At 41.1% G+C, this 14702-nt stretch carries 11 protein-coding genes; 1 reads left to right on the forward strand and 10 read right to left on the reverse strand.

What is annotated here, in order from left to right:
* Positions 1-3: 3 nt before the first annotated feature.
* The 8 genes from ACJHX4_RS21590 to trhI all read right to left on the reverse strand — a co-directional run bounded on the left by ACJHX4_RS21590 (position 4) and on the right by trhI (position 9230).
* The gene (locus ACJHX4_RS21590) at positions 4-2016 is read right to left on the reverse strand and encodes a VWA domain-containing protein (protein WP_046788423.1); all 2013 of its coding nucleotides are present in this window, start codon (positions 2014-2016) and stop codon (positions 4-6) included.
* Positions 2017-2093: 77 nt separating this feature from the next.
* Positions 2094-3221, reverse strand: coding sequence for a DUF3150 domain-containing protein (locus ACJHX4_RS21595; RefSeq protein ID WP_000174395.1), 1128 nt, complete (start codon positions 3219-3221; stop codon positions 2094-2096).
* Between the two features lie 63 nt (positions 3222-3284).
* Complete coding sequence (locus ACJHX4_RS21600; protein ID WP_001176647.1) at positions 3285-3458, reverse strand: hypothetical protein; 174 nt, start codon at positions 3456-3458, stop codon at positions 3285-3287.
* Positions 3459-3589: 131 nt separating this feature from the next.
* Positions 3590-4648, reverse strand: a complete 1059-nt coding sequence (locus ACJHX4_RS21605; protein ID WP_000063335.1) for an ATP-binding protein — start codon at positions 4646-4648, stop codon at positions 3590-3592.
* Positions 4649-4705: 57 nt separating this feature from the next.
* Complete coding sequence (locus ACJHX4_RS21610; RefSeq protein ID WP_042634278.1) at positions 4706-5683, reverse strand: hypothetical protein; 978 nt, start codon at positions 5681-5683, stop codon at positions 4706-4708.
* Positions 5684-5743: 60 nt separating this feature from the next.
* Complete coding sequence (locus ACJHX4_RS21615; protein ID WP_000120822.1) at positions 5744-6121, reverse strand: hypothetical protein; 378 nt, start codon at positions 6119-6121, stop codon at positions 5744-5746.
* 57 nt (positions 6122-6178) lie between these two features.
* The gene (locus tag ACJHX4_RS21620; protein WP_000041927.1) at positions 6179-7051 is read right to left on the reverse strand and encodes a hypothetical protein; all 873 of its coding nucleotides are present in this window, start codon (positions 7049-7051) and stop codon (positions 6179-6181) included.
* Between the two features lie 394 nt (positions 7052-7445).
* Positions 7446-9230 (reverse strand): IncHI-type conjugal transfer helicase TrhI, encoded by a 1785-nt coding sequence (trhI, locus tag ACJHX4_RS21625; protein ID WP_042634277.1) that lies wholly within the window; start codon positions 9228-9230, stop codon positions 7446-7448.
* 179 nt (positions 9231-9409) lie between these two features.
* Between trhI and ACJHX4_RS21630 the strand changes: the two genes are divergently transcribed.
* Positions 9410-10282: a hypothetical protein gene (locus ACJHX4_RS21630; RefSeq protein WP_000771832.1), complete on the forward strand. Its 873-nt coding sequence runs from the start codon at positions 9410-9412 to the stop codon at positions 10280-10282.
* 28 nt (positions 10283-10310) lie between these two features.
* Here ACJHX4_RS21630 and trhN read toward each other — a convergent pair whose 3' ends face one another.
* Together trhN and trhU are read right to left on the reverse strand one after the other, a co-directional pair.
* On the reverse strand, positions 10311-13499 hold the full coding sequence (gene trhN / locus ACJHX4_RS21635; protein ID WP_000776705.1) for an IncHI-type conjugal transfer protein TrhN: 3189 nt from the start codon (positions 13497-13499) through the stop codon (positions 10311-10313).
* 18 nt (positions 13500-13517) lie between these two features.
* The gene (gene trhU / locus ACJHX4_RS21640) at positions 13518-14573 is read right to left on the reverse strand and encodes an IncHI-type conjugal transfer protein TrhU (RefSeq protein ID WP_185681280.1); all 1056 of its coding nucleotides are present in this window, start codon (positions 14571-14573) and stop codon (positions 13518-13520) included.
* Positions 14574-14702: the final 129 nt, after the last annotated feature.

The raw sequence follows: 14702 nt of genomic DNA on the forward strand, positions 1-14702 counted from the left end.
TTATTAAGAAAGTATTTGATGAACTAGCTTACTGACTTCAATAGACAATAAAGAAGTATCATCAACTGTTACGAAAGTGTCCGTTTCAAAACCAATTATTTCATCAGTCTTAATACCAACACCAACGATTTCTATTCCATTACATTTAGCCTTTTCCATAACTTCGCCGATAGTAAATTCCGATTTATTCGGATAACCATCAGTTATAAGAAAAATTATTTTCCTATCGAATTGGCTGTCAAGTAACAGATCAACAGCTGCCATTAAAGCCGATCCCGTAGGGGTATAATAACCCTTACATCCAAGAGTGAATTTCGATAGAGATTCCTCAACGCTTTGATCAAACGTTTTGATAATCTCAAATTCACTTTCCTTGAAGGGAAAGACTATATTGGAGACATGCATTTTTGACAAACTTTCAGCGGCCATCGATAAAGCAAGATCTGACTTAATGGCATGAATATATCTTTCATCATTAGCCATTGACGCTGAAATATCACGAACTAATACGAGGCCAACATGCCCTCTATTTTTAGATTCGCTTTGAGCTCTGAAGACATCACGAACTCCCATTGGTGACAGAATTAATCGATTTCCATCGAAGGTAATTCCACGCTCATGAGTTTTGTTTCGGCCACGCATTTTAACCTGCTGTAAAACAGACAAGTCGCTACCGATTGAATGACTCAGAGACAAAGCCTCATTGTAAACATTCAAATCGATAAGGAGATCAGGGATATCCCATTCAGAAGCACCGAATTCGGCTTTCACGTCATCGGATACTTTTGATGCAATACCTTCAATCTCTTTAGCCAAAGCATCGTGATAATCTTCGCTATCCTCATCACTGCCAAGAAAGGCATCCAACAAATCTGCCAGTATCTCCCATTGAGCCGATGAAAAGTTACTTTCATCTTCAACGTTAGTCGAACTGGCTTCATCTGATTCACTCTCGGAAGGGTTAATCGCATCAGTATCGTCTTCAATAATGTTATCACCTGTGGGATTGCCACCGGTGGGTTCATTATTTCCCTCGTTATCTTCAGCAAGTTCTGAAGGCTCAGAACATCCCTCTTGAGCAAGATCAGAGTTATCGGAAGTATCTGCCTGACCTTCACTATCGTCCTCAGAATCATCCTCACGACTATCAGTCGACTCAAGCGATTTATCTTCTGATTCGGTATCGGTATCGGTATCGGTCTCGGATTCATCATATGCCTCCTGCTCCTCCTGCTCTGTCTGCTGCTGTTGTTCCCTTGCCTCATCCCGCAGTCTCTCTAAAAGAGCCAGGGTCTTACGAGCAAGGGATTCACAGCCCTGAGTATTTTCACAACCAAGAGCATCATGAAAAATTTCCTCAACATCAGAAATTACTGGAGAAAGTATCTTTTGGGCATAGTCAAAAAACGGATCGAGTGTTTCTTTGTGACCTGCCTGCTGAAGGACTTTTACTCGCAATGAGTTAAGCAGATACCACTCAATAAATAGGACAGGATTTTCCGGACGAGAAGATATATCAGGAGTCATCCTTCCGGCTTTAACCATCAGTGCGTAAGTGGCTGCAAGCCGCCGCTTTGCATCCGGATAATCGTTACCAACCTTCTCTTCCATCTGTACATCATCGAACAGATTTATAAGCCCGGTAAGACGTTTTGCCCTGCTATAAGCTTTACGTTTCTCAGCGAGGCTCTCAAACTCTGCATTCATTCCGTCATCGAAGCGTGTAAACCCTTCAGATGACTTGAGAACACTATTAAAGGCGTCACTGTAAACCTCGCTGTCGGTATAGCGACCATGACCAGCTTCATGACAGGTAAAACCTTCAATCAGACTGACAAAGTCATCATCGCTATAATCGCCGTTTGGTAAAACACAAACTTTATTTACAGGATCAAAATACGGTCCTTTGGTATTGTCGTCTATTACAACTCTTACATCGCCTAAGCCGCTAATGACTTTTGCTATATTCTGTAAACGCTTAATATGGCGCGGTGATGATTTAAGATCTAATTTCATAGAATACCTCTTTATAAAAAAGGGGTACTCACCCAGATGGTGAAGTACCCATCTGGGGTTTTTAATAAAGCAAACAGTTACCAGCCTTTGAGCTCGATATCAAAACCATTTTCAACATTGTCTTCCTGTTGCGAAACTGATTTCTCAGGTTCAGCTACAGGATCAGTGTTTGAAAACGTGCTGTTATTTATATCGTTCTCTACGACAGGTTCAACCTGGAACACATTTGTTGAATCTAAAATAGCTTCAATACCTGTGTTCTGTAGCGCGTTCGGTTCTGTTTGTGAGCTTTGATTAAATGATCTGGTAATAGATTCCAACCAGTCAGTAACCTTTTGCTCTCCTGAAATAATACGCTTTAACATTGAAGCATCACTCATGAAATAAAACCACTGCTGTAACACCGCAACGTCGCGAGGTTCAGAAATGGCACCTTTAGGTAAATTATTCATTATGTGTTTTATAGCTTCTGCAAGTACTGCCGCCTCTTTATGTATAAACATGAAGCTAATGATCTTATTTTGCATTTGCTTCAGTCGGTCAATAGTACTTGAGCGCAAATTGTTATTTTTGCTAATTTTTTCATAAACCTTCATTGCTTCTTCTGCCAGATCTGTTATCAATTGTTCCTGATAGTAGTCCTGGGTTTCATCACCTTCAACGCTAATAGGCGTAAAAGGAATAAAGTGAGCAATATTAAATCTAAAGGATTTTATGAAATCATCTTTAGTTAATTTCAACTGATCAATCAAAGAAGACATTCTTGGGCTTCTATTTTTTTCAGCCTCAATATGCATCTCATAATTGTCTACAACGTTTTGAATACCTGCCTGAAACTCTCGTTCAATCTCTTGGGCCCCTTCCAGAAACTCTTCCATACTGGATACTGGTAAAATCCACATATTGCTATAGCGGATGCACAAGCGTGAGCAAAGAGTTGATATTCTGCTGGTAATCGTACTTTTGAAGCTAAGGGCTTTTATGTCAATCCAGCGTACTTCGCTTTTAGATACGCTTTTTTGATCCGTAATATCATCTCCATCATAAGACAAATCGATTTTATCGGTTCGACGCGATCCTTGACAGCCACTTATTTCAATTTTTGTTATAACTGCACCTTCCAGTAAATCTGGATATGATTTTGCAAAATTCTCAGAGATTTGTTTTGCAGATACTTTGTTAAGCATTGAAGTATTTAAAGTCATGGGTTTCTCCAAAAAAAAGGGGAAACCCTCCCCAACGGGAAAGATTTCCCGATAGGGTTGATATTAAAGCTTCTCTGGTGAAATTAAAAGAATACCGGGAAACTCAGCAACAACATCATCATTGCCCATTGCTCCCTGATACATATAACCTTTTAATTCCATTTGTTTAATCAGACCTTCCATATTTATTTTACCATCATGATAAAACAATAAAGAATAGTCGTTATTCAGTTGCATAAGTCCAGTAAAATTAGTTCCGTTTTTTGCTATAGCAATGGTAGCAGCACCATCCGTACTTAAAAACGCACTAAATTCAAGATGGGATAACTCTGAGATACAAATATCAGAGGTTTCATAACAAATCCCATCTAACTCGACTTTTTTGCTGTGAAATACTCCAGCGATTTATCCTTGTCTTCGCCAAGAGAAAGATCTATAGCTTGAAGAACAAGATCGACCACATGTAAAGGTAAAGCAGAAGCAAAAGCTATTTTGAAAGTGTCAAGAAGACTAAAGGTTTTTAACGTCATCGACGTGCCAACCCAAGCTACTAATTGACGAATATCCATCACACTGTCTTCTGTACCAGAGTCATTTACTGCAATCGCTACTCTTACGAACTTCTCAATGACCTGAAAAGGCAAAGAGCTATATCGTTTAGTAAGCACATTGGTTAAAGCAACTTTGTCGGGCTTCTCCATTTCAACTATCAAGAACCGCTTTATAAAAGCTGCATCTTGACGTTGAGAAGAAACGAACCGGCGAGCGCCTCCACTCATGTTTGTGTTTGCAGTACCAATAAATCGCGTGTAGCCATTAGCAGTTATAACCTCACCACCATTAGCACTGAGTGACCAGGGCTTACGTTCAATGGGCATGTGAAGTTTTGCTGCCGTATCAGGATCGATTTTGTCCACTTCATCCAGAAGAATGAGGTGACCATTACGAAATCCCGTTACCAAATCGCTGTGTACAAAACCTGTATTACCACCATTAAGACTGCGCTCACCTTCAAGCTCATCAACTCGAATATTGCTGTTGATCTGCTTAATTGTCAGCGGCCAATTCATCATGTGGCTAATGTACATTACCATTTCAGTCTTGCCAGAACCGGACTCACCTTTAAGACACACACTTAAATCTATATCCGGACTGATAAGCAGTTTAACCACTTGTTCAAGTATTCGGGGATTTGGTATGTAGTCTTTGTTCAGCGGAGCTCGATACGAGGTTTTAGTTTTGAAAACAGGCACAGCCATCTTTGGATCCATTTCTGGAATACCAAAAAGGTCCTTTGCTAGAACTAAAAGATACTCACCTTTATCCACATAATGTTTTAACTTTATAACATCCGGGGAAAGAAGAGCTTCTAATTTTTCATAAGCATCAGAAGATGTTTCATTTAACTTCATAGCGGCATTAGACATTTTTAACTCCGGTAAAATGCAAACACCGCCCTCTGGCAGATGTTTGCCAGTGGCATTTTATTTGAGATTCATTTGGCAAATAGTTGCCATCAGTTTCCTGATTTGAGGCACATTATAACCAAGATGATTTCCCACTATTTCAAAAGCTTCAGACATGATCCATTCAAAATGATTTTCGAATATTGGATTGATTTCTAACTTGCCAAAAGCGTTTCGTTTAGTTAACAGATCACATGAAACAAGCTCGTCAAACAACTCTAATGTGGATTTAAAAGCTTTTATGTAAACATCCATAATTTCCCTGTCAGTCCATTTAACAGCCAGTTTTTTTTCTGACATTAAATAATCCTGATCAAAGAAGATGTCCCAGCCCATATCGTCATTGCAATCATGCAAAATGATTTCATCATCATTCCTGCATTCAGCTAATTTCGTGTTTTCACTAATCGAACGATGCGAATGATAATAGAGCCATGATTTTAATTCCGCTCTAAATTCACATGCATCAAGTCCATGACATAAACAAGTGTATTCAAATGATTTTGACATATACCACCGTGTTTCAGCTTCTAAAAGTGGATTCACTGTGATATTACCATTGTCATCTTTGAAGAATAACTTTCTCCTCAACACTAGTTCTTTAATGATTTCCAAAGACTCTTCCATAGCGGATAGAAAAACAACATACACATCCTCAGGGGTCCATTCTATTACCAGACCACCCAAATCTGGGTTATATTCTTCAACCGTATATAGATAATCTGTTTCTGCTGCAAAATTAATTGTATGCAAAATCTGATTTTTAAGTAATTTGGATTTTTCATAAAGGTGATTTTCACGCCTTTCAGAATCATAATTTATCTCAGAAATGTTACTTTCTTCTGATTTAAAGTTTAATCCGGACGTGTAAGCATCATTTAAATGCTCTTTGGGTGAATCAACTATTTGCGTTATTTCATCTTCATCTATATCGAGTATAGAAAAAAAACTAAGTTGATTACTACTTATTGCAGTAGCCCTAAATTTTTGTTTCATGGGGACTCCAAAAGGAGAAATCCCATGAAGGGATTTCTCCCCTTTAGGGTGGGTTTAATGTCAGATCTGATTAAAGCTACTTTGTCCAAAACCTTTTAGAGGTTTAGGTATGTGAGCCAACTTACTTGTTGCTACCACTCTCATGTAGTCAAGAGGATGTTCTCTCCCTTCAATCATAATAGTATCGACAACAATATAACCGGAGACCATCAACTCATCACCCTGATTTATACCAGTGAAACAGGTTGAATACATTTCAGGCGACACCTTGATTTGAACTGAAAATTCTCTCTCAGTGATTTCACCATCAACTTCTGTCTTCATCCTATTTTTGAGCTTTATTAACAAACCTATACTCTGGTCAGTCATTTTTTTCTCCACAGCACTGATAACTATCCCGGACACTTTTACTTCATTGATATATTCAAGATATGACATTTTCCGCTCCTCGATTTGTTCAAAGAGAAGCCCCGTTAGGGTTCCCCCTTAACAGGATTAAATAAATTTATTAGTTACATACATGAACGTGCAGACTACCAAACAGGCAATTCCGGCAATATGTAACCAATTTCTTGTTGGTTTAGTTGGTGCAATCGCTAAAGAGTTCTCCAACTTCTCTGTTACAAGACGTCGATTCTCTGCTTTAGCCGCATCATCTAAATATTGAGTTTCACGCTTAGCGAGAGTCTCAATTTTCGATTTTATTGCATGGTCCCATCCTTTAGTTTCAAAAACGCTTAACTCACTAAAGGTGTGCGTCATGAGATCTTCTGGGAAACCCAGTTTTTTCATTAACGGACGAATGGTATCATACATTTTTTCTACATTTTCGTAGTGGGCCTTTACTGCGACATCAAAACGCTTACGTAAAGTTAATTTTTCACGTTTGCAAATGATGTCCGAAACCCAATTTATTAACTGCTCATTTTTGAGTTCACTGGCTTTTTCAAGTGAGTAATCCAGATTATCCACGTCAAGAAATGAATTTAATCCGTATTTTTCAAACTCCTCAACAAGATATTTATCCAGTTCAGTTAAGCTTTTAAAAAGTGGTACATCTGGGGAAGCTTTAAGAAGCTTATAAGCTCCTTCGAAATCAATTTTCTTGACCACGAGCTCCACAACATCCACATGATAATAGCTTGAATAAGCAGAAAGCTTTTCGGCCAACAAAGACACAGGCTTAAGAGACTTAAGTTCAATGATATTTGGGCCGTCCTCATTCAAAATAACAATCAGTTCATTATCACGTTCTGTATATTTCATCAGAACTTCTAAGAGCTGTTTGTTTAGCGCCTTATCCATCTCTGGAATAATTTCACTAAAGGTTTGATGAAGGGCTTTACTGCGAGCTTTATTTTTAGACATTTGGGGTCACCTATATATAGTAAGAAGGAAGAAACAATTTTTTGTTTCAACACGAAGGCAAAGCCTGTCATTCATCTCCCGTAAGCTATGAACCGCCTGATTTATACTATCTGGCATTAGAAGTACGCAACAAAAATAGCTCCAGGAGGAGCTAAATTAGTTACGGTTTGGTAAATTCAGATTGCCTTTTTCAGGCATGGGAAGTGCACCAGCGACAAAGGTGACATTTTGCCGGTGGTGTCTTACAGCTTGTTTAAGCTGGCCGCTTTTCACGGCTAAATCAACGCTTAACGCGAAAGTAACTTTAAGCAAAGTTACTCAAATTTGGGAGCTGATATTTAAGCTCATTGTTTTTATACTATAGCTTTAAGCATAAGTAAATGCCCATATCGAATTATTCTGTATAAACTGGAGAAATTCGAATATTAGCTGCTTCTTTTATCTTTTCTTCACTGCATTCTCTTAAAAAGAAAGAAGGGTCACCATACCACATTACAAAAAGTTGCTTTTCTGCACGCGTAAATCCAACATAAAGCAAACGTCTTTCTTCTTCTATTGCCTCCTCCCCAACTGATCTTTTACTTGGTATCTGATCCGCATTACAACTCATTATTATTACTTTATTCCACTCAAGACCCTTTGAACCATGCAAGGTTGATAGGACTACTTTCTCTGGGCTGTATTCCTCGTCCTTCTTCCTAGGGCCTAATGACATTGCAGCAGCACGATTGATCATATTCATCCAACCAGTCTTTTCTGCCCACTGTTTACAAGTGTCTAAAGCAATTTTTGTTAAGGTTGCTGTACCTTTATTACTCCTCATCTTGATTGACGACGATTCCATCCATTTCGTAAGGTTGGCGAAACGTTTTGCTATCTCAACTTTATCAGTACTTTCCTGGGTAAAGCGCACGAAGTTTGAATGTAATGTTTTTGTTTCGAGAGAACTGTCCTCCGGGATGGCAAGGTCGCCAAAAGTAACTTTTCTTCCTCTCATACTCAATGCCACATCATCCAAAACTGATTCCTGTTCTCCAAACAATGCCAATACTCTCTTCATTAAGCGAGGATCATTTGATTGTCGGAAAAAGGCCATAAGGCTTAACACATCGCTTGTTTCTTTTTCATCCCAGAATGATTTACCTCCGTAACGAATTACTGGCTGTTCGATCAAACTTTCTAGCTCATCCAAGTGAGCATTATTGCGGCTTAGAATTGCCCATCCATGTGGATCCTGATTTATAAGGCTTAAAATACCCTGTATCTGTTCCTCCATATCTACATATGAACGAAAAGTGACCTTTCCTCCTCCCTTTTTTGCCGAGCGTAACTCTTTGGCATAACGGTAAACATTCTTTCCTATCAGTGCTCCGGCCACCTCTAAAATTTCAGGTTCACACCTAAAGCATGTGTTTAAGTAAAATATGTTAGGTCTGAAGTGTTTTTCAAACTGTTGAAATATTTTGACTCCTCCTGAGGATCTGAAGGAGTAGATGGCCTGATCATCGTCTCCAACTATACTCGTATAGACTCCAGCTCTTGTATGCAATGCTATCCATGAGAATTGTATAGAGTCAGTATCCTGAACTTCGTCTACTATCAAATGTGTCAAATCTAACGTGCGCATTTTTCCCGAATGCATTTGACCGACAACAAATTTTGAAAGAGCATTGAGGTCCGCCACATGGTCTTTCTGGCATAACGCCTGATAGGTATTAAATAAATGGATCTGTTGTCTGTTATGCCGAACTGAAATCACATCCGTATCCATTTCTCTGCCGATAGCATCAATAACGAATTCAGCTTCAGCAAACTTCATCGTTACACCGGATTCTTTCAAAGCCCGGTGAATGACAGATCTCTGTGCTGGCCCTATCAACATCTTTCCCGGCCAGCGAATCATGTCCAGTTGCTTCTTAACGAGTCCGTGAAAAGTATCCACCAGCACCCGGTCAAGATCCTTCTTGCTCAATCGCTTTTGTAACTTTGCTGCAAGTGCGTTTGTTGCAGCGCGAGTAAAGGTCACCATCCCGATTCTTGCATATGGATACTTTTTGAGAATCGATATAACCGCTTCTATCATGGTGAATGATTTGCCTGATCCAGGCGCTGCTATCACCATATTGTTTGCGCTAGCATTCTCGATAACAGGTCTTTGCTCTTCTGTTGGCTTACCCATTTCAACCTCATTACTTCGTTTTAATAATTATACATTTTTATAAAAGCGCTTTTCTTGTGTACTGCTGGTTCTACTGGAAATCACTTTTTTTCCTTTTTTATGCAATCAGGTTGTTTGTGAAACGCGTGACTATGGAATAATGGTTCCATCTCCAAAAGACATTACAAAAAGGGCTTTAAATGAAACTTTTACGTTTAGTATCTCTGGTCTCTTCTGTCGTCATTGGTTTTTCCCTATCGGGTTGTGCCGGTGACACCGGCACTACGCCAGGCACCGCTCTGAATGCGTACAGTCACGGCCAGTACTGGCATGCTAAAGCAAATGATTCTGTCGCCAAGAATGCCTATTCGTTTGCTGGTTTCGACGTTAATTTTAAGGAGCAAGAGGTTACTCCTGGAGGGGATGCCGACAACTTTCTTTCTAAGTATCTCATCAATAGTTCGATGGGCTACGTAACAGGCGGTCTAAAAGGTTTTGGGATCATGAGCCTCGGCTCTTTGTACAGTTCTTCTGACGCCGAATACATCCAGGTCAATCAATACCTAGTGTTCGTCCCCAATCCAAAAAAATTGCCTTACAATGATGAAAGTTTGGTACGTGAAGGAGCTAAGTATGTTTTTGAGCATACAAAAGCAACTCAGGCCTCATTTGGATACAACCCTGAAAAACAGAAAGCAGCTCTGGCCACATGTAAAATTGATATGGCAGTCGTCAATAAATGGAGTACCTGTGATCTGCCCTCTAAGCCTGATGCTGATGTTTTCCCTACAGATTCAATGTACAGCTTTCAGGCGATTCGCCCCGCAACAGGAACCGAAATTCCTCAGCTAAACCTTCCCGCTGGTGATTACGCTGTAATTCGTTATGTGTTCATCCCATTTAAAGGAAACGAAACAAGCGCTGATTTTTCGGGTATCATTTTCCGTTCTGATAGCCCAAATACAACAACTCCAGGGGGTGTTGCAGCCTCCATCAACGGAAAAGATTATTACCTCTTTACCGGTGAATACGGTAAAAAAGGCTTCCCAGAAAAAACATTGAAAGCCAAGTAATTAAAAAAGGGGCCTAACGGCCCCTTCTTCAATATTTCGGCAACTGCTTGCCCGTAACCGGATCCAGCGTAGTTGAACCTACCTCACATATGGCCGGTCGAGGTAAATAGCTACAATCTACATTTTCCTCTTTTATAGCCTGAGCATTTTCTTGTCTGGCCTTTATCATATTTTCTTCACCGCCCATTGCTTCCTTGGTACGTTCTGATGGAAGTTGATAGTTCTCATTCTGGAATGGTAAGTTTTCCACAATTGATTCTTCGGAGAATTTTGAATATTGATCAGGAACTTCTCCTACCTGAACTGCATCATTAATCCACTCCGTCAGATCAATTTTATCGAAATCCAGTTGCTGTATTTGCTTTATTGATAGCCCCACGCAATTAGAGGCGACAGGGTCTATTCCTAATTGCGGATAAGCTTGTTGCATAATAACGCGTGACAACATGGAATTATAACAGCACATGTCTGTTGCTTTTTTAACGCATTTCTTTGTGAAACCAACATTCAGATATTTGACGCATCGTTCCGTATCTAATGTAAAACAGGATTTTTGATTCTTATGAATAGAAGCTTCCATCTCTTTCTGGTCGCATGCTACCAACATTTCTAAAAGCATTTTAGTGACCTGATAGGCTGTATAAATCCAACCGATCACGTTTAATGCAAGCATAAAGTTTTGAACCGCAGCCGAGAAGACAACCTCTCCTCCGGTAGTAGCAACGTTCTTAAAGACAAAGTCTCGAACTGTATCTGGTAGCAATTCGTAGGCTTTCTTCATTGCCATCTGCTTAAGCTGACCTATACCGAAGCTGGACATTGTTTCCTGTGCCAACTGGCCAGCACCTCCTGCCCCTCCAGAAGTTGCGGAAGACCCAACTGCCCTGCTTAGATTACCAGCGACGTTTTCATATACGCTCGTTAAGGAGCTCGTGACATTGTTCCACATTTGCCCTACTGTTTTACCAGCTGATGCAGTCCACTCACCGACCGCATTGGACATAGAAGCCCATGTACCTGTATCACCGCCGGTCCATTTTATTAGCTGAGCATTAACTCTGGTCCAGTTAGTGTTTCTGATCATAGATCCGGCAAGCATGATACCTTCAAGTGCTCCTGCGGTTCCCTGCGGTGCTTCGCAGCAGTCCGTCTTTGCCAGGCCATTTACAAAGCCTACTGAACGACCACACCATTCAGGTTTTCCTTCAAAGACAGAACAGGAATTGGCATCGTTAGGGTCTTCGCATTTGGCTTCGCCCTGCATGTACTGAACCATGTTTGAATAAGCCGCAACTTTTCCAAAATCGTTGTTCTCTTCCTTTGGCCCAGTTTCGCATGTTCCTCCAGAACATGGGATCATGCCAACACAGGCATTTGTAGAAGATTCAACCTCACGAACTACATCCTTACCTCTGTCACAGGTGTATTTCTGTTCATACATGTAGCAGCTGTTAGTGCCCTCATCGAACCAACCCTCTGCACATGTTTGTTTATCGAGTACACATGCTGCATCATTTTTATAAGAACTACATGCATCAGGCATACTCTTAATTTCTTCGTAGTTGTAACAGAGGTCCTTTCCATTAGCGTCTTTCATAATTTTCCCACTGGCGTCATAAGAGCAAATCTTGTCTTTAGCCAATGGATCACAAAAATAGCCTTCAAGGTTAGTCTTCCAGGTAAGAAAGCCTTTATCGCCTTCATACAGCGGCTTTGCCATAGAAAGCACGCTTTCCGGAAGCCGCTTCGTGCCAACATCCATATCTTTAAACCGATCGAAACGGCAGAATGTATTTGGTGTTTGTACAGCATCGTAACAACCAGCTGGTTCCTGGACGTGCTTATCTTCGAGCTTCATATTTTCAAACGTCAGCTCAACCTCAAAGTACCCTTCACCTCCCCCACCAACCCAGACTCTGGATGCCATTGTCACTTCACGATCAGGTTCTTCATAAACTGATTTTCTGACCTTTTCAGTTACATCGTATACTTTGTCGAGTTTCCACGATTTTTTTAACTCCCAAGATCCCTTTGGAGCCGGATAGTCACTTTCTCGATATGCACCATCTATGTGAGCAAAAATCTGCGTGCCATCAAGTGTTACCCGCATGTGGTCATCCCACTCCGCGTTAACAATCTTTGCTGAGGCCAATTTTGCATCCGGATGGAATTTTAATGTCAGTTCGTTATCAAATACCCCGTCACTCCAGTAGTTGTCATCACGGCGACCAAACCATATACGCACACAATTATCGCCGCACATCGACATGTCTCCGTTTCCGCCTGAAATGTATACAGGAACAGAGAAGTCACGAGTTATCGTGCAGCTGCTGAAGTTATCTTGCTTAGGCGAGTTACAGTAGAACTCTTTGTAATCAGGATAGTGTGTGGTTACTGTTTTTTTGGAGGTCTCAACATTACAGTTCTGAAGCCAGTTTCCAGTACCAGCAACAGCATTGGTTATCTCATTTCTCCCCGCAGTAAACATGGGATCGTTAGGCTTTACAGACGATGCCGGGTTGTCCTTGTTAGCATTTACGAGGGTGCGGTAGGCAACGCCATCATAACTTTGAGCATCAAATAACTGGCTTTTCCGATTCTTTATATCGTTAACAAAGCCATCCTCATCCCCATAACGATCTGCGGCGTTGAACTTTATATCGCTGTGCTTTTGCTCTGAGCTGAAAATCTCTCCCGTATTTGTTTTGGTTCCAGGAGTAGTATTGGGATTACTGCTTATACCAATGTTGCCATTAGCATCACGAGAGAGCAGCTTTGCCCCTTCCTTGGTGTAGTTTGAATTGATTGTCCCTCCAGACATACTCGGCAGTTGTACGGCGCTACCAATAGACTTTCCATCGGATGCGGCATTTTTCATGACACTTTCATTAGAGTTCCCTGCCCCATACTTCCCGAGATTAAGATTAGCGGATTCGGCTTTACCCACGTATTTCTCGGTGATCTTCCCACTGACATTCTCGCCTGAATCCGCGTTCTTGTATTTCTCCACAATGTCCTGAGCACTGGTGGTTGCATTGCGATTTGCGTTAGGATTTGCAAGGTTAAAATTATTTTCGAGCTGGTCAAATATAGCGTCAGCAGCGTAAACACGTGGTGTCATTACCATGTTTATGAGTGTGACATAAAAAGCCCAACTCATAGTATTGGCAACCATTGATGCAATAATCGCTGAGGTGATTGTTTTTCTAAGTTTCACTTATTTTCTCCTTAGAAATCAAACGCCTGGAACGTAGCGAACACAACAGTCATTGTAACGCCACAACATATAGACATAATTATCGTTGCCTATTTTTTTGCGCCCACCTTTAAGGGTTGACCAGTCGTGTACCGAATCACCAAGACGATGACAGCAATCCGGTCCCTTCGCCTCAGGAGTAGGGAAAAGCATTGAAAGCCGATACTGGGAACGTGGTGTAAAGTATTCCCACGTTTTCTCACACATTGCGTCTGCTCCCATCGTTCGCATCAGCATGCCTTGGCGATGTAGTTTTGTCAGAAGACGCTGGGTAATCAGTGAACTCGTCCTTACAGCGTCATCATTTGCGTAAATGTGGCCGGTTAATGGGTAAAGGTTGCCATCGCATCCGGCACAAAAGTATGCAGCGAGATTATCCTTTCCTGCTGTTACTGCTACACAGTCAGCAGCGCACACCATTGAGGCAATTGGGTTTGCAAAAACTACTGCCTCGGGATTCAGGACGAGTGTAAGCAGATCACTTTCCCACATAGGGTCCACTTCGCTTATATAGGTCAGGCTGGCATCTATATAGGGTTCAGCAGTGCACTCGCCAATAATCAGTAATTTGAGCATTGTCATGATTGGGAACTCCCAAAGATGAACATCGTAAAATCCGGCTTCAGTTGCTGTCATTGGCTGATTAGTGTTGCTTTTACCAATATCAAACTGCGATTTTTGAAGCATCGCGCCTTCAAGAAAGGGGCTGCACCAGGGGCTCTTTACAACTTCTACAATCTTCACCGGCTGAAAGAAGCTCAATTGCCAACCTATTTCCGGTACGCCGTTCTGATCTGTGCAGTAGCAACCCGGACGTGAAGGTGCAGCGCCTTCTGGAGCAGCCCCTATGCCCATTATCCTCATGGGAAAAATGCAGCTCCAACAGATATTCTTAATCAAGCCCTGCCACACTCCAGCTGACTGACACATAGCCCCAGGGACTCCAGCATCTGCTGCCATAGCCATACCAGGTATAGAAAGCGAAAGCATAACTGCTACAATGAACTCTAAAAGTAACTTTTTGAATTTTTTCACCATCATGCTCACTTGGATGTAATAAATGTTGCAACACTTTCGATATAGTCGACGGCTTTGGTAAAATAACTTCTCATCTGGTCCGGATAATTTAGCGTCAGCCATGTTGCAAAGAGAGCGCCTATAATA

Source organism: Escherichia sp. WS2035 (assembly GCF_046487065.1).
GTDB lineage: Bacteria > Pseudomonadota > Gammaproteobacteria > Enterobacterales > Enterobacteriaceae > Escherichia > Escherichia coli.

Excerpts from the sequence above, each read along its gene's own strand:
- ACJHX4_RS21590 (WP_046788423.1), bottom strand. The coding sequence starts at position 2,016 with ATGAAATTAGATCTTAAATCATCACCGCGCCATATTAAGCGTTTACAG.
- ACJHX4_RS21595 (WP_000174395.1), bottom strand. The coding sequence starts at position 3,221 with ATGACTTTAAATACTTCAATGCTTAACAAAGTATCTGCAAAACAAATC.
- ACJHX4_RS21600 (WP_001176647.1), bottom strand. The coding sequence starts at position 3,458 with ATGCAACTGAATAACGACTATTCTTTATTGTTTTATCATGATGGTAAA.
- ACJHX4_RS21605 (WP_000063335.1), bottom strand. The coding sequence starts at position 4,648 with ATGTCTAATGCCGCTATGAAGTTAAATGAAACATCTTCTGATGCTTAT.
- ACJHX4_RS21610 (WP_042634278.1), bottom strand. The coding sequence starts at position 5,683 with ATGAAACAAAAATTTAGGGCTACTGCAATAAGTAGTAATCAACTTAGT.
- ACJHX4_RS21615 (WP_000120822.1), bottom strand. The coding sequence starts at position 6,121 with ATGTCATATCTTGAATATATCAATGAAGTAAAAGTGTCCGGGATAGTT.
- ACJHX4_RS21620 (WP_000041927.1), bottom strand. The coding sequence starts at position 7,051 with ATGTCTAAAAATAAAGCTCGCAGTAAAGCCCTTCATCAAACCTTTAGT.
- trhI (WP_042634277.1), bottom strand. The coding sequence starts at position 9,230 with ATGGGTAAGCCAACAGAAGAGCAAAGACCTGTTATCGAGAATGCTAGC.
- ACJHX4_RS21630 (WP_000771832.1), top strand. The coding sequence starts at position 9,410 with ATGAAACTTTTACGTTTAGTATCTCTGGTCTCTTCTGTCGTCATTGGT.